The following is a 20349-nucleotide window of genomic DNA, read 5'->3' as shown; positions in this document are numbered from 1 at the left end:
GTCCCGGCCCCGCGACCGCTCGCCCCCTACGGGTCGAGGTCGTCGCCCGCGCGCTCGTCGAAGACCCGCATCGCCTTGGCCGTCACCGGTCCCGGCGCGCCCGGCAGTTGGCGGTCGTCGACGCGGTGCACACCCTGCACGTCGCGCAGCGTCGAGGTGAGGAAGACCTCGTCGGCGCGGTCGAGGACGTCCAGCGGCAGGTCGGTCTCGTGCGCGCCGGTCCACTCCACGGCCAGCGCGCGCGTAATCCCCGCCAGGCACCCAGAGGACACCGGCGGCGTGTGGATCTCGCCGTCGAGCACGACGAAGACATTGGACCCGGTGCCCTCGCAGAGCTGCCCCACCGTGTTGGCGAACAGCGCCTCGGTGGCTCCCTGTTCGGTGGCGCGGGCGAGGGCGACGACGTTCTCGGCGTACGAGGTGGTCTTCAGGCCGGTCAGGGCGCCGCGTTCGTTGCGGGTCCAGGGGACGGTAATCACGGCGGTGGAGTCGGGGCGGCGCGCGGCCTCGCCGAGCGCGACGACGAGCGTGGGGCCCTGGTCGCCGCGGTCGGAGCCGAGCGGCGAGAGACCCCCGGTGTACGTGATGCGCAGCCGCCCGAGCGCCATCGGGTTGGCGGCGATGACGGCGGCGCAGGCGCGGCGCACCTCGTCCAGGTCCGGCTCGGGCAGCCCCAGGCCGCGGGCGGAGCGGGCCAGCCGGTCCAGGTGGCGCGTGAGCGCGAACGGCCGTCCGGCGACCGCCTTCACGGTCTCGAAGATGCCGTCGCCGACGGTCAGTCCGTGGTCGAGCACGGAGACGCGCGCGGAATCGAGATCCTGCAGGCCGCCGTTGAGCCAAATCTTCACGAGGGGGATCCTTCACTGGGTGCGAACGTGCCCGAGGCTACCTTCAGCAGCCGTTCGGCCTTCAGCTCCGTCTCGCGCCACTCGCCCTCGGGGTCCGAGCCCCAGGTGATCCCCGCCCCCGTACCGAAGCGCAGCACGCCTTCGCCGCGGTCGATCCAGAACGTGCGGATGCCGACGGCCAGCTCGCCGGTGCGCCGGTCGGCGTCGACCCAGCCGATGCCGCCGCAGTAGGGGCCGCGCGGCGCCGTCTCCAGGGCGTCGATGACGCGCAGGGCGCTGGACTTCGGGGCGCCGGTGACGGAGCCGGGCGGGAAGGTGGCGGCGAGCAGTTCCGGCCAGCCCGCGTCGGGGCGCAGTTCGCCGCGGACGGTGGAGACGAGGTGCACGAGGCCGGGGTGCTTCTCGACGACGCACAGGTCCGGGACGGTCACGGTGCCGGTGCCGCAGACCCGGCCCAGGTCGTTGCGGACCAGGTCGACGATCATGACGTTCTCGGCGTAGTCCTTCTCCAGGAGGTCCGCCTCGGTGCGCCCGGTGCCCTTGATGGGCCCCGACTCGATGACGTCGCCCGCGCGGCGCAGGAACAGTTCGGGCGACGCGGTGGCTATCTCCACGCCGTGGCCGGGCAGGCGGACCGTACCGGCGTACGGGGCCGGGTTCCCGCGCGCCAGGAGCGCCGTGAGGGCGTCCACGTCGGCGCCCTCGGCGACCGGTGCGGACAGCACACGGCAGAGGTTCGCCTGGTACACGTCCCCGGCCGCGATGCGGTCGCGGACGACCCGCACGCCGTCCGTATACGCGGCGCGGTCGAGCGACGACGTCCAGTCACCGGCGGCCGGACCGCGCCAGGCGCCCGGGGCCGGCGTGGGCACGGGCTCCGGGCGCACGCGCCCGAAGCGCGCGCACACCAGACGGCCCTCGAAATCCGCGGACACCGCCCAGAAGCCGGACGAGTCCAGGGCGGAAGGGTCGCTGGTCACGTCCCGGAGATCGGTCGCGACGAGGCCGCCGAAGCGCGCCAGAGGAGACAGGTCGTGCACGGCGTCGAGTCTATGACCGGCGCCCCGAGCGCGCCCCGGGCCTCGGGGAGCGGGTGACCAGCGCAGCACGCTGCGCAAACGCGTTTTTGTACTGGCCCAGGAATCCGCTAGAGTTCAACACGTCGCCGGGACGCGGAAGCGGGCCGGGAAAGACAAGCGGACGTAGCTCAGTTGGTAGAGCGCAACCTTGCCAAGGTTGAGGTCGCCAGTTCGAACCTGGTCGTCCGCTCGCAGGAACCGCGGGGGATCTTCCCGAACCCCCGTAACTCCTGGTGGAGTGGCCGAGAGGCGAGGCAACGGCCTGCAAAGCCGTCTACACGGGTTCAAATCCCGTCTCCACCTCCAAGGACGATTAGCTCAGCGGGAGAGCGCTTCCCTGACACGGAAGAGGTCACTGGTTCAATCCCAGTATCGTCCACTGGAATCTCTGATCATGGGTTCTTGATCATTCAGAGGTTTCCCCGCGCGATTAGCTCAGCGGGAGAGCGCTTCCCTGACACGGAAGAGGTCACTGGTTCAATCCCAGTATCGCGCACGCAGTACGCCCCACCAGCTTCTGCATCTGCAGGGCGACCTGCGCGATTAGCTCAGCGGGAGAGCGCTTCCCTGACACGGAAGAGGTCACTGGTTCAATCCCAGTATCGCGCACAAGGAACACGAAGCCCCCGGCCGTCTCCACGGCCGGGGGCTTCGTCGTGTGCGGCTCGGTTCGTGCGCCGCTCAGGAGGAGAAGAGCATGTGCCCAAAGCTCTTGTGCCGCTTGTGGCCGTGATGACCGTGATGTCCGTGGCCGTGGTGGCTCCCCTGCGGGGCGCCCCAGGCGGGCGCGGGCGCGGCGGGGTAGGCCGGGGCCGCCGGTGGGGCCTGCGGGGGCTGACCGTTCCACTGGCTCTCGAGCCGGGTCAGCGCCTCGAGCTCGCCGTAGTCGAGGAATATCCCGCGGCAACCGCTGCACTGCTCGATCTGGACGCCATTGCGGTTGTACGTGTGCATCGGTGCATGGCACTTGGGGCACTGCATGGGCGGCTCAACTCCTCGCCGTTCGTGACTGCTTCGCCGGATGTCTGCCCGGCCGTGGTGCAGTGCACCCTACTTCGTGCAGGTCGGCGCCAAATCGGGCGGGACGGCGGCCATCCGGCGGCAGGCGTCCACGAGCGTCTCCTCGACCTCGTCCAGGGCCCGCTCCCCCGCCACCGCCTTCGTGATCGCAAGTGCCGCCGTCTGCACGGTCAGCGCGCGGGCCGGCACATCGAGGGCGGGCCAGGGGTCGGCGCCGTCGGCGGGCACGGCGGGGCCGCCCGCCGCGCGGTAGGCGTTCAGGAACGACGTCCACTCCTCGGGCAGCAGCAGCCCGCAGGCGTACCAGGCCGCGGGGCGGGCCAGGTCCCAGGCCGGGTTGCCGGTGCCCAGGTCGTCGATGTCGATGAGCAGCCACCGGTCCTCGGGCGTGCGGACGAGCTGGCCGAGATGCAGGTCGCCGTGGCACAGGTGCGGCGGGCCCGGGTACGGAGCCTCGTCGCGGGCCCAGGGCGGCAGGACCGACCACGCCCGCTCCACCGGGGACGCGGCGGGGTGGGGGGCCGAGGCGCGCATGCGGGCCACGGCACGGGCCGCCTTCTCGGGGCCGCGCATCGGCGGGAGCCCGGCCTGGAAGCGGGCGGGCGGCGTGCGGTGCAGCCGGGCGAGGAGGGCGGCCACCGCTTCCCAGGGGGCGGCGTCCGGGTCGTCGCGGTCCACCGGGGTGCCGTGCGGCCACAGGGTGACCAGGCGGTCGTGGAGGCGGTCGGGCCGTGCGGTCAGCGGGGCGAGGAGGGTGTCCGCCAGGTCCGGGTGGGCGGCCGCGGCGAGGCGGGCGGTGAGCGTGGGTTCGGGGGTGCCGGGGGCGTGTGCCTTCGCCACGACCTGGGCGTGCCGGACGACGGTGGCGTCCGGGCGGTCGGCGAGGACGCCGTGCGGGTCGCTGCAGGCGCAGTCGTCGCTGTGGCGGGCCCTGAGTCTGGCCTGGGCGGTCAGGGCGGGCAGCAGGGCGGTCACGGGTCCCCCGGGGTGCGGCTGTGGGTACCGCGTGAGCGTACGGGACCCCGGCGGGCCCGGTGACCGGGACGGAATCAGTGCCCGGTGGCCGGGACGGCTCGATGCCTGATGACCGGGACGGGTCGGTGCCTGATGACCGGGACGGGTCGGTGCCCGATGTGCGGGAAAAGAAACAGCCCGCGCAGCTCCCCAGCTGCGCGGGCTGTTGTGCCGTCCGCCGCACCCCCGTCCCCACGGGGTTTCATGGCCGGATGTCCCCGCCCGGACCGCTCTTCCGGGCCTGGGGCGCCGCTCAGCGCCCCAGCATCACGCCCACGGACGACGCTTGTGTGACCACTGCGTCCCAGCCGCCGAAGGCGACCGTGAGCAGGGCTGCCAGGGGGAGGACCATGAGCGTGGCCACCAGGGGGTGGCGCGTTCCGGAAGGCCGCACGCCCAAGGTGGAGAGCTTCCGCCCCTGAGTGCGGATCATCGTCCGCGGCGCGGTGTCAGCCATGGTTCTCTCCCTTCCTGACCTTGTTGTTCGTTCTGTTGGTGTTCTGTCGGTTCTGGTGAGGCTGGCAGCGGCGGGTGTCTGACCTCGGGGGACGAGTGCTGCACCCGCCGCTTGACCTCAAATCTAGGTCCACCGGGAGGGCTGGTCGTCATGCCCTCGTACCGATTGGCGGGCCTCCCCGAGGATGACCGGTCGTCACACAAGTACTCCCGTGGGTGGAGACGAGGACCTAGGACTCAGGGTCTTCCCCGAGGGGGCGTCCGGGCCGCTCGGAGCTGTCCTCCCTCGGGACGGGCTGCTCCACGAGGGCCAGGACCCGGGTCGCCATGAAGCGTGCCGTGCGCACCACGGAACCTCCCCCACTGCCCAAACGGCGTGGGGGCGCCCCCAGCGGGTGACTTCGCTCACTTCCACCACTCCCCTGCGGACGGCTGTCTCCACCCGTCGGCCCGCCCGGCTCGCCACCACTTCGTACGTACGCGTCGTGTCGCCGGCGTCCACCACTATCTCCACGCGGTCACCCTTCACGCGATCAATCCCCCTTCAGCGACGGCTGGTTGGGCGGTCGGGCGGCGGTGAGTGCCCTGCGCACCGCGGCGCCTGACCACTTTTCAAGTTTCCCACCAGGCACTGACAATCGGTCGGCCCACGAGGGCGCGGCCTCTGCACGTGCCCGGCCGCGGAAACGTAAGCTGTGGCTCGTCAGACGGACCGGGCAGCGGGGATGAACATGGCGATGATGCGCCTGAGGCGCGAGGACCCGCGTGTCGTCGGCTCGTTCAGGCTGCACAGGCGGCTGGGTGCCGGCGGCATGGGCGTGGTCTATCTGGGCTCCGACCGCCGTGGTCAGCGCGTCGCCCTGAAGGTGATCCGGCCGGATCTGGCGGAGGACCAGGAGTTCCGTTCGCGCTTCGCCCGTGAGGTGTCGGCCGCCCGGCGCATCCGCGGCGGCTGCACCGCCCGGCTCGTCGCCGCCGATCTGGAGGCCGACCGCCCCTGGTTCGCGACGCAGTACGTGCCCGGACCCTCGCTGCACGACAAGGTCGCCGCCGAAGGCCCGCTGGCCGCGGCCGAGGTCGCCGTCGTCGGCTCCGCGCTGTCCGAGGGGCTCGTCGCCGTGCACGAGGCCGGTGTCGTGCACCGGGACCTCAAGCCGTCCAACATCCTGCTGTCCCCGAAGGGGCCGCGGATCATCGACTTCGGCATCGCCTGGGCGACGGGGGCCTCGACCCTGACCCATGTCGGCACGGCCGTCGGCTCGCCCGGCTTCCTCGCCCCCGAGCAGGTGCGCGGCGCCGCCGTCACGCCCGCCACCGACGTGTTCGCGCTCGGCGCCACGCTCGCGTACGCGGCGATGGCCGACTCGCCCTTCGGGCACGGCAGTTCCGAAGTGATGCTGTACCGGGTCGTGCACGAGGAGGCCCAGCTCCAGGGGGTGCCGGACGCGCTCGCCCCGCTGCTGCGGGCCTGTCTCGCCAAGGACCCGGAGGAACGTCCCAGCACGCTCCAACTGTCGCTGCGGCTCAAGGAGATCGCGGCTCGCGAGGCGCAGGGCCTCAGCGATGTGCGGCCGCCCGCGCCCCGCCAGGATCAGGACCGGCCGACGGCCATCGACGCGTACGGCGAGTACGGCGGTGTCGACACGGAGCACGGGGAGTTCGGGACCGGTTCCTCGCGTCCCGGCGCCCCGCGCACGGGGGGTTCACGGACAGGTGGGTCGCGTACGGGCGGGTCCCGCACGGGCGACCCGCGCACCGGGGACTCGCGGACCGGCGGCTCGCGCACCGGCGGGTCCCGTACGGGCGGCTCCCGCACCGGCGGGTCGCAGTCCGGGTCGCGGCCCTCGGCGTCGCGTGGCGGCTCGCGTTCGGGCGGCAGGCCCGCGCCCCGCAGCGGCACCGGGCGGCAGGGTCCGCGCAACACGGGCACGGGGCTGCGGCCCGCCAACCCGCGGCTGCTGCGGCAGCGGCTCTTCGTGTTCGTCGTCGTGACGCTGCTGGTCGCCCTGGGGATCGCCGCCGCGCAGGGCTGCCAGGGCCCCGCGCGCGGGCTCGGCGCCGACCGTGACGGGCACGGCGGCGTGAGCGTCGTACAGGAGCGGGCGCAGCACCCCGAAGCCCGGCCTCAGGCGCCCGGGCGTCCCGAAGCCACCGCGTAGAACGCGACCGCGGCCGCCGCGCCCACGTTGAGCGAGTCCACGCCGTGCGCCATCGGGATGCGGACCCATTCGTCGGCCGCGACCAAGGCCTGCCTGGACAGGCCGTCCCCCTCCGCGCCGAGCATCAGGGCGACGCGGTCCATGCGGTGGGGCGCCGCCTCGTCGAGGGTCTTCGCCTTCTCGTCCGGGGTGAGGGCCAGCAGGTTGAAGCCGGCCTCACGGACGCCTTCGAGGCCCTTCGGCCAGGAGTCCAGGCGGGCGTAGGGCACGGAGAAGACCGCGCCCATGGAGACCTTCACCGAGCGGCGGTAGAGCGGGTCGGCGCAGTCCGGTGAGAGCAGGACGGCGTCCATGCCGAGGGCCGCGGCGGAGCGGAAGATCGCGCCGATGTTCGTGTGGTCGTTGACCGCCTCCATCACCACGACACGGCGGTGCGACTGGAGGAGTTCGTCGGCCGTGGGCAGCGGCTTGCGCTGCATGGAGGCGAGGGCGCCGCGGTGCACGTGGTAGCCGGTGACCCGCTCGGCGAGGTCCGGGCTGACCGCGTACACGGGCGCCGGGACCTCGTCGATGACGTCGCGCATGACGTCGACCCACTTGGCGGAGAGCAGCATCGAGCGCATCTCGTAGCCCGCGAGCTTGGCGCGCCGGATCACCTTCTCGCCCTCGGCGATGAACAGGCCCTCGGCGGGCTCGCGCTTGCGGCGCAGCTCGACGTCGGTCAGGCCCGTGTAGTCGCGCAGGCGCGGGTCGTCGGGATCTTCGATGGTGAGGAGATCGGCCACAGGGTGATACTGCCTTGTCCGGGGTGAGGTGCCAACGGCTGGGAACCAGTTCCGTTACCGGTGGTTACGTTGGTGTGGGCGGGGCGGTCCCGGGTCCCGTCCGGGACCTCGGTCAGGCGGGCGGGGCGGGGTTCATCCCGGCGACCTCGCCGATCACGATCACCGCGGGGGGCCGCACCTCGTGCGAGCGGACGGCCTCCGCGACCGTCGCGAGGGTGGCGTCGACGCGGCGCTGGGCGGCCGTCGTGCCCTCCTGGACCAGGGCCACCGGGGTGTCCCCCGGCTTGCCGTGGGCGGTCAGGGTCTCGGCGATGCGGCCGATCTTGTCGACGCCCATCAGGATCACCAGGGTGCCGCGGAGCCGGGCGAGCGCCGCCCAGTCGACCAGGGACCGCTCGTCGTCGGGTGCCACATGGCCGCTGACCACGGTGAACTCATGGGCCACGCCCCGGTGCGTCACGGGGATGCCCGCGGCGCCCGGCACCGAGATCGAGCTGGAGATGCCCGGTACGACCGTGCAGGGGATGCCGGCCTCGGCGAGCGCCTGGGCCTCCTCCATGCCGCGGCCGAACACGAACGGGTCGCCGCCCTTGAGGCGCACGACCGACTTGCCTTGCTTCGCGTGCTCGATCAGCGCGTTGTTGATGGCCTCCTGCGCCATGAAACGGCCGTACGGGATCTTCGCCGCGTCGATCACCTCGACGTGCGGCGGGAGCTCGTTGAGGAGGTCGCGCGGGCCGAGGCGGTCGGCGATGACGACGTCGGCCTCGGCGAGGAGGCGGCGGCCGCGGACCGTGATCAGGTCCGGGTCGCCGGGGCCGCCGCCGACCAGGGCCACGCCCGGGGTGCGGGTGCGGTGGTGCGGGGCGACCAGCGTGCCGTCGCGCAGGCCTGCCACCACCGCGTCGCGGATGGCGGCCGTGCGGCGGGGGTCGCGGCCCTTGGCCTCGGTGGTGAGGACAGCCACGGTGACGCCCTCGCTGTGGCCGGTGGCGGGGGTCCAGGCCGTCGCCGCGTCGGCGTCGTCGGAGCGCACGCACCAGACGCGGTGGCGTTCCGCCTCGGCGGAGGCGGCGGCGTTGGCGGTGGGGTCGCTGGTGGCGATCAGCGCGTACCAGGCTTCGGCGAGGTCGCCGTCGGCGTACGTCCGGCGGTGCCAGGTGAGTTCGCCCGCGTCCGCCATCGCCTCTACCGAGGGGGTGGCCGAGGGGGAGATCAGGGTGATGTCCGCGCCTGCGGCGATGAGGGCCGGGAGGCGGCGTTGGGCCACCTGGCCGCCGCCCAGGACCACGGTGCGGCGGCCGGTGAGGCGGAGGCCTACGGGGTAGGCGGGGTGTTCTGCGGCCATGGGGGCTCCTTGTGCGCCGTTCCTGGGGGCGGGGTGGGGTGGGGCGGGGGTGGGGTGGGGTGGGGTGGGCCCTGCGGGGCTTTCCCCCATCCCACCCCTTCCCGAAACCGGGGGCTCCGCCCCCGGGCCCCCGTATCGGCCTGGACGGCTTCGTCCTCGAACGCCGGACGGGCTGAACGGGTCGGCCTCGTACTCAAGCGTCGGACGGGCTGACACGGGGATCGCCCGTCGCGTGGCTATTTCTCCGTCACGCCCGCCGAGTCGAACGTCGCCACCTCGTGCATCGCCCTTGCCGCGCTCTGGACCACGGGGAGGGCCAGGAGGGCGCCCGTTCCCTCGCCCAGGCGCAGGTCCAGGTCGACCAAGGGGCGCAGGCCGAGCTTGTTGAGGGCGGCCACGTGGCCCGGTTCGGCGCTGCGGTGGCCCGCGATGCAGGCCGCGAGGACCTCGGGGGCGATGGCGCGGGCGACCAGGGCCGCCGCGCCCGCGCTGACGCCGTCGAGGATGACGGGGGTGCGCAGGGAGGCGCCGCCGAGGAGGAGGCCGACCATCGCGGCGTGCTCCAGGCCGCCGATCGCCGCGAGGACGCCGATGGGGTCGGCCGGGTCGGGCTGGTGCAGGTCCAGGGCGCGGCGGACGACCTCGACCTTGCGGGCGTGCATCTCGTCGTTGATGCCGGTGCCGCGGCCGGTGACGTCGGCGGGGTCGGTGTCGGTGTAGACGGAGATGAGGGCGGCGGACGCGGTGGTGTTCGCGATGCCCATCTCGCCGGTGAGCAACGCCTTGTTGCCCGCCGCCACCAGGTCGCGGGCCGTCTCGATGCCCACCTCGATCGCGGCCTTGACCTCCTCGCGGGTGAGCGCGGGGCCGGTGGTCATGTCGGCCGTACCGGCGCGGATCTTGCGGGGCAGCAGGCCGGGCGTGGCGGGCAGTTCGCCGGCGACGCCCACGTCGATGACGCAGACCTCCGCGCCGACCTGGTTGGCGAAGGCGTTGCAGACGGCGCCGCCGCCGAGGAAGTTGGCGACCATCTGGGCGGTCACTTCCTGGGGCCAGGACGTGACGCCCTGGGCGTGCACGCCGTGGTCGCCCGCGAAGATCGCGACCGCGGCGGGCTCGGGGATCGGCGGCGGGCACATCCGGGAGAGGCCGCTGAGCTGCGCGGAGATGATCTCCAGCATGCCCAGGGCGCCCGCGGGCTTCGTCATGCGCTTCTGACGTTCCCACGCCTCACCGAGCGCCTTGGCGTCCAGCGGGCGGATGTTGCCCACGGTCTCGGCCAGCAGGTCGTGCGGGTCCTCGCCGGGCAGCGCGCGGCGGCCGTACGTCTCCTCGTGCACGACCCAGGACAGCGGGCGCCGCTTGGACCAGCCTGCCTGCATCAGCTCCGGCTCCTCCGGGAACTCGTCGACGTAGCCGACACACAGGTACGCGACGACCTCCAGGTGCTCCGGCAGGCCGAGCGCGCGGACCATCTCGCGCTCGTCGAAGAAGCTGACCCAGCCGACGCCGAGGCCTTCGGCGCGGGCGGCGAGCCACAGGTTCTCGACGGCGAGCGCCGAGGAGTACGGGGCCATCTGCGGCTGGGTGTGCCGGCCGAGGGTGTGGCGGCCGCCGCGGGTGGGGTCGGCGGTGACGACGATGTTCACCGGGGTGTCGAGGATGGCCTCGATCTTCAGTTCCTTGAACTGCTTGGCGCGGCCCTTGGGCAGGGACTTCGCGTACGCCTCGCGCTGGCGGCGGGCCAGTTCGTGCATGGTGCCGCGGGTCTCGGCGGAGCGGATGACCACGAAGTCCCAGGGCTGGGAGTGGCCCACGGACGGCGCGGTGTGGGCCGCCTCCAGGACGCGCAGCAGCACCTCGTGCGGGATGGGGTCGCTGCGGAAGCCGTTGCGGATGTCGCGGCGTTCGCGCATGACGCGCAGCACGGCCTCGCGCTCGGCGTCGGCGTAGCCCGGAGCGGGCGGCTCCACCGAGGTGTCGGCCGCGGGGGCGAGGGGCTCGGCGAGGCCGGGATCGCCGCCGGGGCCTTCCGGGTCTTCCGGGTCTTCCATGAGCAGCAGGGGCTGCGGGGAGCCGTCCACGTCCGCCGCTGCGGCGGGTGCGGACAGGTCCTCGGCCTCGTCGGCGTCGACGAGGACGACCGGGGCGGGCTGCTCGGGGTGGCTTGCGGGGTCGGTCGGACCGGCCGGGTGAGGTGCGTGCATCGGCTCGTCGGGGTCGGTCGTCTCCGGGGCGGACGGGAAGGCGGTGCCGTCCTCCGCCGCGTCGACGGGTGCGGGTGCCGTCCCGGCGGGCGCGGCGGTCGGCCGGGCTCCGTCGCGGGGTGCGGGCACGGTGGCTGCGGGCTGCTGCCCGGTTTCGGGGTGCGTGCCGGGCGCGGGCTGCGCTTCCGGCTCGGCGCCCGGGGTGGTGTCGGCCTGCTCCGGGGCTACGTCCGCCGGGACGGGCCCGGCCGCCGGGGTACGGGTCTCGTCCACCGGCTCCGGAGCGAAGTACTCCGGCGGTACGGAGAGGGGGCGCGGCGGCGTCGGCGCCAGGTGGGGGGTGGTCGGCACCAGGCCGTCGACCGGCACGAACTGGCCGATGGGCGGCGCCTCTTGGACCTCGACGAAGGGCTGCGCGGACCCGTCGGCGTCCGGCATCCAGGTGGCCCCCGCGAGGTGCGGGCCCTGCCCGGCGTGCGCGTCCGGCCACGGCTGGGCGGCGTCGGGGGCCTGCGGGGCGACAGCCGCGTGGGCCGCGGCGTGCGCGCCGGGCGCACCCGGCGACCCGAGGGTGCCGACGGGGGTCGGCGTGCCCGGGTGGGCTCCGGGTGCGACGGCTCCCCCGAGGGACGCGGCCTGCGGGAGCGGGGTCGCGGCGGATTCGGGGCCGGATGCGGACGGGAGTTCGGGACCTTCGGGCGCGGTCGGGGACTCCGGAGCGGAGGGGGTCGCCACGGCGTCCTGGACTGCGGTACCGGTACCGGACTCGTCCGCTCCGGTATGTGGCTCGGCCTCAGATACGGAGGGGGAGGTCGCGTGGGTCGACGCGGTCGGCTCGGCCGGGGTCGCCGAGGCGTCGGCGCCGCTGTCGCCCGCGAGCGGGGAGTCCGCGTGGGCGGGCGCGGCGGGGTCGGCCGGGGTGACGTCGGCGGTGACGGCCTCGGCCGCGAGGGCCTCGGCTGTGGCCGGGTCGGGCGCGATCTTCTGGGAGACGTGCGTGTCCGCTTCTGCGGTGTGCGCGGCGGCCGACGTTTCCGGTGCGACCGCCGTACCCGGGGTGCCGGAAGCGGGCGTGGCGCCGGAGGCGTGCGCCGACTGCGCGGCCTGCGCCTCGACGGAAGCCTGTGCTCCGGCGGGCGCGTGCGGGGCGCCGCCCGCTTCGAGTGCACCCGATGCCTCCAGCACGCCGGGGGCGTGCGGGGCGGGCGCGGGGGTGGAGGGGTCCGCGGGGCCTGCCGCGGCGGCCGGGAGACCGGCCTGGGCCGGACCGTCGGGCGCTGCCGGGTCGGCGGCGCCGAGCTGGGCGGCTGTCGCCGCGGGGCCTACGGGTGCCACTGCACCGGCCGGGGCAGAGCCGTCGACCGGGCCGGTGGCGTCGACCGCAGCAGAAACGTCCGCCGGAGTCGAGCCGTCAACCGGGACGGAACCGATCGCCGGGGCGGAGCCACCCGAGGCAGAGCCGTCCCCCGGAACAGCGTTGTCCGCCGGTACAGAGCCATCCGCCAGGACGGCACCGCCCGGCTGCGCGCCGCCGTCCACAGGAACCGTGCCGCCCACGGGCACCGTGCCGTCCAACGGAACCAACCCGTCCGCCGGAACCGCACCCTCCACCGCGGCACTGCCGCCCGCAGGAACGCCGCCGCTCATGGCAACGCCACCGTCCACCGGAACGCTGCGACCCACCGATCCGCCGCCGTCCACCGGAACGGACCCACTTATCGGCCCCGACCCGTCCACCGGCACCGCACTGTCCATCGGCACAAGCCCGTCCATCGGACCGGCCCCCACCCCCGCCGCCGAGACGTCGGCCGGAGCCGGAGCGAAACCGGACCCGCCGGGGACAGCTGTGCCAGGTGTGACGTCTGTGACCCCTGCGCCTGTTGCGACCCCAGCGGCCGTCGCGACTCCAGAGTCCGCCGTGACCACGGAGTCCACCGCGACCACAGAGTTCCCCGTGTCCCCAGAGACTGTCGTGACCCCAGAGGCCCCCGCGCCCCCTGGGACGACCGTTTCTGCTGCTGCCCCCTGGGGGCTCTGCGGCTGCGGTGTCCACGGCGCCGCGGCCTGCGGCGGGATCTCGCCGAGCTGCGGACCGGCCAGCGCGCCCGCGTCGTCGCGCGGGATGTCGAGGTATTCGGGGCCGCTGGTCGGCGGGCCCGCGTGCCGGGCGGGCATCGGATGCGGTGTGGCGCCCGCGGGGCCCCGGTCGGCCAGGGAGCGCACGGGGCTGCCGGCGCCGTCGGGCACAGCGGGTGCGGCGGGGCCGCGGTGCAGCGGGCGCCGGGTGGGGCTGTGCTGGGCGGCCGGGGAGGCGCCGTGGGAGGCGTGCAGGGGGACGCCGGTGAGGTCGACGGAGCCGCTGTCCCGGCCTGACGTCTCGTGCGGTCCCGGCTGGTGGGCGAAGGCCGGTCTGCCGGTGCCCGCGAGGCCGTTCTGCGCGTCGGCGGCCACGGCCTGGCCGACGGCCGCCTGGCCCGCGTACTGCTGCTGACCTGCGACGGCCGGGTCGGCGTACGGCTGGGCGGTGGCCGACTGGTCCGCGGCCCCCTGCCCGAACGCCGCCTGCGCGACCGGCTCCTGGGTGCGGGGGGCCGCGTCGGCCCCGGGCGGCGCGTGCGCGCCCTGGGCCGGGCCCGGCTGTCCGCCGCCGGGCTGCGCCGTCTGCGCCTCGCTCCACGCGCCCTGGGCACCCGGCATCAGCAGCAGGTCGTCGTCCTCGGCGGGGTTCTCGGAGGGGTCGGCGAAGGTGTACGCCGCCGGGGCGGGAAGGCCCGGCTGCTCCACCGTGCCTGCGCTCTCCGGCAGTCCCTCGCCCGGGACCTGGCCGGTGTCGGTCATGCGTACCCCTCGCCCATCGGTTAGTCCTTCTTTGACCGCCCGTCATCAACAACGAGCGCACGTGCCGCGCGGCACGCACCGCGTACGGACCACAGGCATTGTCGCGGTAGCACCGCCGCCGCGGCAGCTTGATCGGCCACGGTCCGCTGTGGACTGCGCCACGTCGCGCGTCCCGCGGTCCGCCGTACCACACGCACCCCCCAAAACGGGCGAGCTTTCCGGACTTTGACTGACACAGACCTACGAATCGCCGGGCGCCCAGGTGCGGTACAACGATCGTCCAGCCTACCGCGCACGGCGCCGCGACAGGGGCGCCAGGGTCACGGCGTTCGGTCGAGAAGGAGCGCGGAGACCAGGAAGACGACGGTCCGCTTCCGCTCCGTCCAGGCGCGGGTGTCGAGTTCGACGGACTGCAGCAACGCGCACTCCACCGCGTAGCCGTGCTCCGTCAGGTCCCGGCCGAGGAGTTCGGCGTCGTCGCGGGTCGCGGCGTGCGTGACGATGCGCTCGGGGCGGCGGTCGGCGACCGCCGAGACCACGGCCACTCCCCCGCCGCCGACGCGCACGACGTCCGGCTCGGGCAGGTCCTCCAGGATGTGCGGCGCGATGCCGTGCACGATCTGGGCGTGCACTCCGTAGCGGCGTACGACGGCGGTCGTGCGGGCGCAGGAGTCCGCGTCCCGGTCGACGGCGATGACGGCGGCGCCGAAGCGGGCCGCCTCCGCGGCGAAGGCGCCGGTGCCGCAGCCGATGTCCCAGACGAGGTCGCCCACGCGCGGGCCGAGGCGCGCGAGTTGGGCGGCGCGGATGCGGTCGCTCTCGCCCTCGCCGAGTTCCTGCTCGCCGCCGTAGCTCGCCGCGGGCAGCGCCCAGCCGCGCGGTTCCGTGCCCGGTTCGCGGCCCGCGATCCAGCCGGTGTCGCGGGCGACGGGGCCGCCGGTGGCACCGGGGCCGCCGATGACGATGACGACGTTCGGGTCGCGCCAGGAGTGGTCGGCGGCCTTGTCGGAGGTGACGACGGTGACCTGCTCGCGTTCGGTGCCAAGTTCCTCGCAGATCACGAAGGTGCGGTGGACGCCTTCGAGGAGCAGGCCGAGTTCGGCGGGGCCCGCGCCGGGCGAGGTGAGGACGGCGACCTTGCTGTGCGCGCGGCAGACGTTCACGGCGCGGCGCAGGGTGCGGCGGTGGGCGACCACGATCGCGGCGTCGTCCCAGGGCATACCGGCGCGGGCGAAGGCCTGGGCGACGGGCGAGACGGCGGGCACCACCTCGACCTCCAGGCCGAATTCGGGGGCCCGGAGGGTGCGTACGACGCCGAAGAAGCCGGGGTCGCCGTCCGCGAGGACGACCGCCGTGCCGCGGTGGGCGGCGATGCGGCGGGCCGCCAGGGCGACGCTGCCCAGGCGGATGCGCTCCGCGGTCGGCGGGACCTCGGGGAGGGCGAGGTGGTGGGGGGCGCCCGCCACGAGCGTTGCGGCGCTCAGGGCGGAGCGGGCCGCGGTGGTCCGCGGCGAGCCGTCCCAGCCGATCACCGTGACCCGGTCGGCCATGGTCGTCTGTCTCCTGGGGTCTTGGGTCTGCGGTGCGGGGGCCGCCGCGTGCGGCCAGGAGGGGAGCGTACCTGGTGCCCTGCCGGGCGGCTCCCGGGCCCACCCCTTCCCCGACACCATGGGGTGGCCCCGCGACGCTGGAATGTTCCGGGCGGGAAAACAAAGCCCGTCCGGCGATCGAGGACGAGGCCCGCAGGGCCGTGAACGCCGGTCGAGGCGCCCCCGCCGGAATCAGTTCCAGTCGGAGAAGGACGTGAAGCCGCTGTCCGTCAACTGGTCCGAGACGCCCTCCAGGTCCTCGGGAAGGAGGCTCCAGACGATGAGGTCGGTGCGGAGGTCGAGCCAGCCGCCGAGGGGGTCGCCGCCGTTTCTGACACGTGCTATCCACGCGCCGCGCAGGACGCCCTCGCTGATGCAGCCGATCTTCTGGGCCACCTGCTGGGCGGCGGTGTTGTCGGCGGCCGTGCGCAGTTCGATGCGCTCGAACTTCTGGTCGTGGAAGAGCCACTGGGCGGTGGCGAGCGCGGCCTCGGAGGCGTAGCCCTCGCCGCGGGCCCAGGGCGCGGTGACGTAGCTGAGTTCGCTGGAGCGGATCCGCCAGTCGGTGTGGCGCAGCCGTACGGCCCCGACCAGGCGCTGGGTGAGGAACTCGGCCACGGCGAGGACGATCCCGCGGCCCTCGGCGCGCTCGGCGGGGGCGACGTCGATGATGTACTCGCGGGCGTCGGCCTCGGTGTACGGCTGGGGCGCGGCGGTCCAGGCGGTGACGAGTTCGTCGTTCATCATCTCCGCGTACGCCGGGATGTCCGCTTCCTCGAACGGGCGCAGCACCAACCGCTCCGTGCTGATGGAGATGTCGGGGAACCCCGAGGCTGTCGTCATGCGCCGCTCCGTAAGCTTCATGGGCCTGCCGCTCTGTGAACCGTCGAACCATTGAACCGTCAAGGGCCTCAAGGACCTTCAGGCCTGCCGAAGTGCCCAGCATGCAGCATGGCGGCGCGCGGACGCACCACGGGGTCCGCTCCGGATCGTGGAGTGGACCCCGTGGGCGGGGACGGGAAAGAGGTGTGCGTCAGCCCGCCGTGACCGGCAGCACGGACCCCTTGTACTTGTCCTCGATGAACTTCCTGACCTCGGGCGAAGTCAGCAGCTTGGCCAGCTTCTCGACCTTCGGGTCGTCCTCGTCGCCCTTCTTGACGGCGAGGACGTTGTTGTACGGGTTGTCCTTCGCCGACTCCAGGAGGATGGCGTCCTTCTTGGGGCTCAGGCCCGCGTCGAGCGCGTAGTTGTTGTTGATGACGGCCGCGTCGACGTCCTTGAGGGAGCGCGGCAGCTGCGCGGGCTCCAGGGCCTTGATGGTGAGCTTCTTCGGGTTGGCCGCGATGTCCTCGGGGGTGGCGTTCGCGCCCGTGCCCTTCTTGAGCTCGATCACGCCCTTGGAGGCGAGCAGTTGCAGCGCCCGGCCCTCGTTGGTGGTGTCGTTGGGTACGGCGACGGTCGCGCCGGAGCGCAGCCCCGTCACGTCCTTCAGCTTGCCGCCGTCCGCGTACACGCCCATCGGGGGCAGGTACACCTCGGTCACCGGCACCAGGTCCGTCTTCTTGGACTCGTTGAAGTCGTCGAGGTACGGGGTGTGCTGGTAGAGGTTGGCGTCGAGGGAGCCCTCCTGGAGCGCGGTGTTGGGGGTCACGTAGTCCGTGAACTCCTTCACCTCCAGGTCCAGGCCCGCCTTCTTCGCCAGGTTCTGCTGGATGTACGCGAGGACCTCACCGGCCGGGGTCGGGGTGGCCCCGACGACGAGCTTGTCGCCGTCGGAGCCGGAGCCCGAACCGCAGGCGGTCAGGCCGAGCGACAGGGCCAGGGCCCCGGCCGCGGCGGCGATAACGGGCCGGCGCATGTCAGAAGGCCGCGACGATGGAGCCGTCGTACTTATCGTCGATGAACTTCTTGACCTCGGGCGAGGTGAGGAGCTTGGCGAGCTTCTTCACGCGCGGGTCGTTCTCGTCGCCCTTCTTGACGGCGAGGAAGTTGCCGTACGGGTTGCCCTTGGCCTTCTCGGCGACGAGGGCGTCCTTGGCGGGGCTGAGGTCGGCCTCGAGTGCGTAGTTGCCGTTGATCACCGCGGCGTCGACGTCGTCGATGGAGCGCGGGAGCTGGGCCGCCTCCAGCTCCTTGAACTTGAGGTTCAGGGGGTTCGACACGACGTCCTTGGGGGTGGCCGCGAAGCCGACGCCCGCCTTGAGCTTGAGGACGCCGTTGTCGGCGAGGAGCTTCAGGGCGCGGGCCTCGTTGGTCGTGTCGTTCGGGACGGCGACCGTCGCGCCCTTCTTGAGGTCGTCGAGCTTCTTGATCTTCTTGGAGTAGACGCCGAGCGGCTCCAGGTGCACCGTCGCGCCCGGGACGGGGACGATGTCCGTCTTGTTCTTCTTGTTGAAGTCGTCCAGGTACGGCTTGTGCTGGAAGTAGTTCGCGAAGACCTCGCCCTGCTGCACGGCGGTGTTGGGCGTGACGTAGTCGGTGAACTCCTTCACCTCCAGGTCGAGGCCCGCCTTCTTCGCCAGGTTCTTCTTGACGTAGTCGAGGATCGCGCCCTGCGGGGTGGGGGTGGCGGCGACGACGAGCGGGCCGTCCTTGTCGCCCGCGGACCCCTTGTCGGAGCCGCAGGCGGTGAGGCCGAGGGTGAGGGCTCCGGCGGCGAGGACAGCAGCGGTGATCTTGGTGGTGTTACGCACGAAAAGTGCCTTTCTCCATGGGTGGTACAACCCCGCGATGGTGGTGCGGGGTGGTGCTGGGTGAACTCAGGGGACCGAGGGGCTCAGGTGCCTGAGAGGCCTCAGGTGCCTGAGAGGCCTCAGGGGGCTGAGGGGCTCAGGAGACCTTGACCGGCTCCCGGTCCGGCTCGGTGTCCGCGGCGGCGGCCGGCCCGGCGGACTTCACCGACGCCGTCGTGGCCGCCACGGGCGCCTTGCCGCGCAGGAACTTCAGCCGCGGCGCGGCTCCCGAGTGACCGCCGCGGCGGTGCAGGCTCCGGGCGGCGTAGTCGCCGATGAACTGGATGATCGAGATGACCACGGCGAGCACGCCGACGGTGATCCACATCAGTTCGGTCTCGAAGCGCTGGTAGCCGTAGCGGACCGCGAGGTCGCCGAGGCCGCCCGCGCCGACGGTGCCGGTGATCGCCGAGTAGCCGATGAGGGCGACGACGGTCGTGGTCGCGCTGGAGATCAGCGACGGCAGGGACTCGGGCACGAGGACCTTGCGGACCACGGTCCAGGTGTTGCCGCCCATCGACTGCACGGCCTCGACCAGGCCGTGGTCGACCTCGCGGACGGCCGTCTCGACCAGGCGCGCGAAGAACGGGATGGCGCTGATCGCGAGCGGCACGATCGCGGCGTCACGGCCGATGGAGGTGCCGACGATGGAGCGTGTGAAGCCCATCAGGGCGACCATGAGGATGATGAAGGGCATCGAGCGGCCGATGTTGACGACCTGCCCGATCACCTTGTTCACGAACGTGTTCTGCAACAGCCCGCCGCGGTCGGTGAGGACCAGCAGGATGCCGAGCGGCAGCCCGACGGCGACGGCGATGAGCGCCGACCAGCCGACCATGTAGAGGGTGTCCCAACAGGCCTGCTCCAGCAGGGGCTGCATCTCCGACCAGGTCACTTGGCACCTTCCTTCACCAGCGGGGCGGCGGTCGCGGGCACGTCCTGCGCCAGGAACCCGGCGGGCGCGTCGGCGACGTCGACCTGCAGGCCCTGCTCGCGCAGGAAGCCGATCGGGACGACGTTCTCCTCGAAGCGGCCCGGCAGCTCGATGCGCATCCGGCCGACCTGCTTGCCCGCGACGGTGTCCATCGCGGCGCCGAGGATCGAGATGTCGATGTTGTACGTGCGCGACAGCTGGGAAATGACCGGCTGGGTCGCGGCCTCGCCGTGGAACGTCACGTCGACGACGGTGCGGTCGGCGCCGGTGGCGTCGCCGCTGACCGGGAAGAGCGCGGCGGCGAGCTGGGAGCCCGGCGTGGCGAGGAGTTCGTTGACGGTGCCGGACTCGATGATCCGGCCCCGCTCCATCAGCGCGGCCGAGTCGCAGACCGTCTTCACGACCTCCATCTCGTGCGTGATCAGCAGGACGGTCAGGCCGAGCTGCCGGTTGAGGTCGCGCAGGAGCTGGAGGATGGAGCGGGTGGTCTCGGGGTCGAGGGCGCTGGTGGCCTCGTCCGAGAGCAGCACCTTCGGCTCGCCGGCCAGCGCGCGGGCGATGCCGACGCGCTGCTTCTGGCCGCCGGAGAGCTGCGCCGGGTAGGCCTTGGCCTTGTCGGCGAGGCCGACCAGGTCCAGGAGTTCGAGCGCCTTGCGGGAGCGCTCCTTGCCGGACAGGCCGAGGATTTCGAGGGGCAGCTCGATGTTCGCCTGGACCGTGCGCGAGGACAGCAGGTTGAAGTGCTGGAAGACCATGCCGATGCGGTTGCGGGCGGCGCGCAGTTCCCGGCCGGCTCGCGGGCCGCGGCCCGCGAGCGCGGTGAGGTCCTGGCCGTCCACGGTCACGGTGCCGGAGGTGGGGCGCTCCAGGAGGTTCACGCAGCGGATCAACGAGGATTTACCGGCACCGGACTGGCCGATGACGCCGTACACCTCGCCTTCGCGCACATGGAGATCGACTCCGTCGATGGCGGTTACTTCACGACCGCGTGAGCGGTAGACCTTGGTCAGGCCGGAAGTGGTGATCACTGGGTTTCCGTCACTGTCGAGTGCGCGGCGCGGTGACGCCGGGCACGGGGCATTCGTTCGGAACGCGGCACGGTTCTCGCGGTGGCGATGGAACCGGAGGACGTGTGCGCGGGGCGGCTCGCTCCCTACGTGCGTACGGGACTCCTACGGATGCGTACGTGGCGTAGTGGCGCGGCACAGCGGCTTCGCTTCGGGGCGCGAGGCTCTCAGTGGTGCGGGGGCCCTCAGAAGGCGCACATTCGACACATACAACGAGCACCGGGCGTCGTGATCGCCTCGGTCGCAAGGGTGCGGCTGCTCGTCGTGGTCATG

General features: G+C 73.2%; 15 protein-coding genes, 5 tRNA genes and 1 pseudogene. 6 read left to right on the top strand and 15 right to left on the bottom strand.

Going from position 1 to position 20349, the window contains the following annotated elements; all coding sequences use genetic code 11:
- Window positions 1–26: 26 nt before the first annotated feature.
- Window positions 27–848 (bottom strand): aminotransferase class IV, encoded by an 822-nt coding sequence (locus IE274_RS32570; protein ID WP_190119533.1) that lies wholly within the window; start codon window positions 846–848, stop codon window positions 27–29.
- Window positions 845–1888 carry a chorismate-binding protein gene (locus IE274_RS32565; protein ID WP_190119532.1) on the bottom strand — a complete coding sequence of 348 codons (1044 nt, stop codon included), beginning with the start codon at window positions 1886–1888 and terminating at the stop codon, window positions 845–847. Before IE274_RS32565 ends, IE274_RS32570 begins: the two co-directional genes overlap by 4 nt.
- Window positions 1889–2044: 156 nt before the next feature.
- Between IE274_RS32565 and IE274_RS32560 the strand changes: the two genes are divergently transcribed.
- From IE274_RS32560 to IE274_RS32540, 5 genes are all read left to right on the top strand, one after another.
- Window positions 2045–2117 (top strand) — tRNA-Gly (locus IE274_RS32560).
- 42 nt (window positions 2118–2159) lie between these two features.
- Window positions 2160–2233, top strand: a tRNA-Cys gene (locus tag IE274_RS32555).
- Window position 2234: 1 nt separating this feature from the next.
- Window positions 2235–2306: transfer RNA gene (locus tag IE274_RS32550), tRNA-Val, on the top strand.
- 45 nt (window positions 2307–2351) lie between these two features.
- Window positions 2352–2423 (top strand) — tRNA-Val (locus IE274_RS32545).
- A gap of 41 nt (window positions 2424–2464) precedes the next feature.
- Window positions 2465–2536, top strand: a tRNA-Val gene (locus IE274_RS32540).
- A 72-nt stretch (window positions 2537–2608) separates the two neighbouring features.
- Here IE274_RS32540 and IE274_RS32535 read toward each other — a convergent pair.
- The 4 genes and pseudogenes from IE274_RS32535 to IE274_RS32520 all read right to left on the bottom strand — a co-directional run bounded on the left by IE274_RS32535 (window position 2609) and on the right by IE274_RS32520 (window position 4946).
- Complete coding sequence (locus tag IE274_RS32535; RefSeq protein WP_190119531.1) at window positions 2609–2908, bottom strand: TFIIB-type zinc ribbon-containing protein; 300 nt, start codon at window positions 2906–2908, stop codon at window positions 2609–2611.
- Between the two features lie 69 nt (window positions 2909–2977).
- A complete protein-coding gene (locus tag IE274_RS32530; RefSeq protein ID WP_190119530.1) occupies window positions 2978–3922 on the bottom strand; it encodes an aminoglycoside phosphotransferase family protein in 945 nt (314 codons plus the stop codon).
- 292 nt (window positions 3923–4214) lie between these two features.
- Window positions 4215–4418, bottom strand: coding sequence for a hypothetical protein (locus IE274_RS32525; protein WP_190119529.1), 204 nt, complete (start codon window positions 4416–4418; stop codon window positions 4215–4217).
- Between the two features lie 229 nt (window positions 4419–4647).
- Window positions 4648–4946: pseudogene (locus IE274_RS32520) on the bottom strand (DUF8836 family protein).
- A 196-nt stretch (window positions 4947–5142) separates the two neighbouring features.
- Here IE274_RS32520 and IE274_RS32515 point away from each other — a divergent pair.
- Window positions 5143–6576: a serine/threonine-protein kinase gene (locus IE274_RS32515; protein ID WP_190119634.1), complete on the top strand. Its 1434-nt coding sequence runs from the start codon at window positions 5143–5145 to the stop codon at window positions 6574–6576.
- Here the strand turns inward: IE274_RS32515 and IE274_RS32510 are convergent.
- From IE274_RS32510 to IE274_RS32470, 9 genes are all read right to left on the bottom strand, one after another.
- Window positions 6543–7361, bottom strand: a complete 819-nt coding sequence (locus IE274_RS32510) for a TrmH family RNA methyltransferase (protein WP_190119528.1) — start codon at window positions 7359–7361, stop codon at window positions 6543–6545. The two genes, IE274_RS32515 and IE274_RS32510, sit on opposite strands and share 34 nt — an antisense overlap.
- Before the next feature lie 112 nt (window positions 7362–7473).
- Entirely contained in the window at window positions 7474–8709 is a 1236-nt protein-coding gene (gene cobA / locus IE274_RS32505; protein ID WP_190119527.1) for a uroporphyrinogen-III C-methyltransferase, read from the bottom strand.
- A gap of 236 nt (window positions 8710–8945) precedes the next feature.
- Window positions 8946–13754, bottom strand: coding sequence for a nicotinate-nucleotide--dimethylbenzimidazole phosphoribosyltransferase (gene cobT / locus IE274_RS39775; protein ID WP_229909962.1), 4809 nt, complete (start codon window positions 13752–13754; stop codon window positions 8946–8948).
- A 320-nt stretch (window positions 13755–14074) separates the two neighbouring features.
- The gene (gene cbiE / locus IE274_RS32495) at window positions 14075–15304 is read right to left on the bottom strand and encodes a precorrin-6y C5,15-methyltransferase (decarboxylating) subunit CbiE (protein WP_190119526.1); all 1230 of its coding nucleotides are present in this window, start codon (window positions 15302–15304) and stop codon (window positions 14075–14077) included.
- A gap of 231 nt (window positions 15305–15535) precedes the next feature.
- Window positions 15536–16186 (bottom strand): GNAT family N-acetyltransferase, encoded by a 651-nt coding sequence (locus tag IE274_RS32490; protein ID WP_229909961.1) that lies wholly within the window; start codon window positions 16184–16186, stop codon window positions 15536–15538.
- 190 nt (window positions 16187–16376) lie between these two features.
- On the bottom strand, window positions 16377–17201 hold the full coding sequence (locus tag IE274_RS32485) for a MetQ/NlpA family ABC transporter substrate-binding protein (RefSeq protein ID WP_190119524.1): 825 nt from the start codon (window positions 17199–17201) through the stop codon (window positions 16377–16379).
- Window position 17202: 1 nt separating this feature from the next.
- A complete protein-coding gene (locus IE274_RS32480; protein ID WP_190119523.1) occupies window positions 17203–18036 on the bottom strand; it encodes a MetQ/NlpA family ABC transporter substrate-binding protein in 834 nt (277 codons plus the stop codon).
- Window positions 18037–18172: 136 nt separating this feature from the next.
- Window positions 18173–18970, bottom strand: a complete 798-nt coding sequence (locus IE274_RS32475; protein ID WP_190119522.1) for a methionine ABC transporter permease — start codon at window positions 18968–18970, stop codon at window positions 18173–18175.
- Entirely contained in the window at window positions 18967–20037 is a 1071-nt protein-coding gene (locus IE274_RS32470) for a methionine ABC transporter ATP-binding protein (RefSeq protein WP_190119521.1), read from the bottom strand. Before IE274_RS32470 ends, IE274_RS32475 begins: the two co-directional genes overlap by 4 nt.
- Between the last annotated feature and the right edge of the window lie 312 nt (window positions 20038–20349).

This window comes from Streptomyces flavofungini (assembly GCF_014650815.1).
Taxonomy (GTDB): domain Bacteria; phylum Actinomycetota; class Actinomycetes; order Streptomycetales; family Streptomycetaceae; genus Streptomyces; species Streptomyces flavofungini.
The sequence above is the reverse complement of the archived record's forward strand: the minus strand, read 5'-3'. Positions and strand labels throughout refer to the sequence as shown.

Excerpts from the sequence above, each read along its gene's own strand:
- IE274_RS32535 (WP_190119531.1), bottom strand. The coding sequence starts at position 2,908 with ATGCAGTGCCCCAAGTGCCATGCACCGATGCACACGTACAACCGCAAT.
- IE274_RS32525 (WP_190119529.1), bottom strand. The coding sequence starts at position 4,418 with ATGGCTGACACCGCGCCGCGGACGATGATCCGCACTCAGGGGCGGAAG.
- IE274_RS32515 (WP_190119634.1), top strand. The coding sequence starts at position 5,143 with ATGAACATGGCGATGATGCGCCTGAGGCGCGAGGACCCGCGTGTCGTC.
- cobA (WP_190119527.1), bottom strand. The coding sequence starts at position 8,709 with ATGGCCGCAGAACACCCCGCCTACCCCGTAGGCCTCCGCCTCACCGGC.
- cobT (WP_229909962.1), bottom strand. The coding sequence starts at position 13,754 with ATGACCGACACCGGCCAGGTCCCGGGCGAGGGACTGCCGGAGAGCGCA.
- cbiE (WP_190119526.1), bottom strand. The coding sequence starts at position 15,304 with ATGGCCGACCGGGTCACGGTGATCGGCTGGGACGGCTCGCCGCGGACC.
- IE274_RS32490 (WP_229909961.1), bottom strand. The coding sequence starts at position 16,186 with ATGACGACAGCCTCGGGGTTCCCCGACATCTCCATCAGCACGGAGCGG.
- IE274_RS32485 (WP_190119524.1), bottom strand. The coding sequence starts at position 17,201 with ATGCGCCGGCCCGTTATCGCCGCCGCGGCCGGGGCCCTGGCCCTGTCG.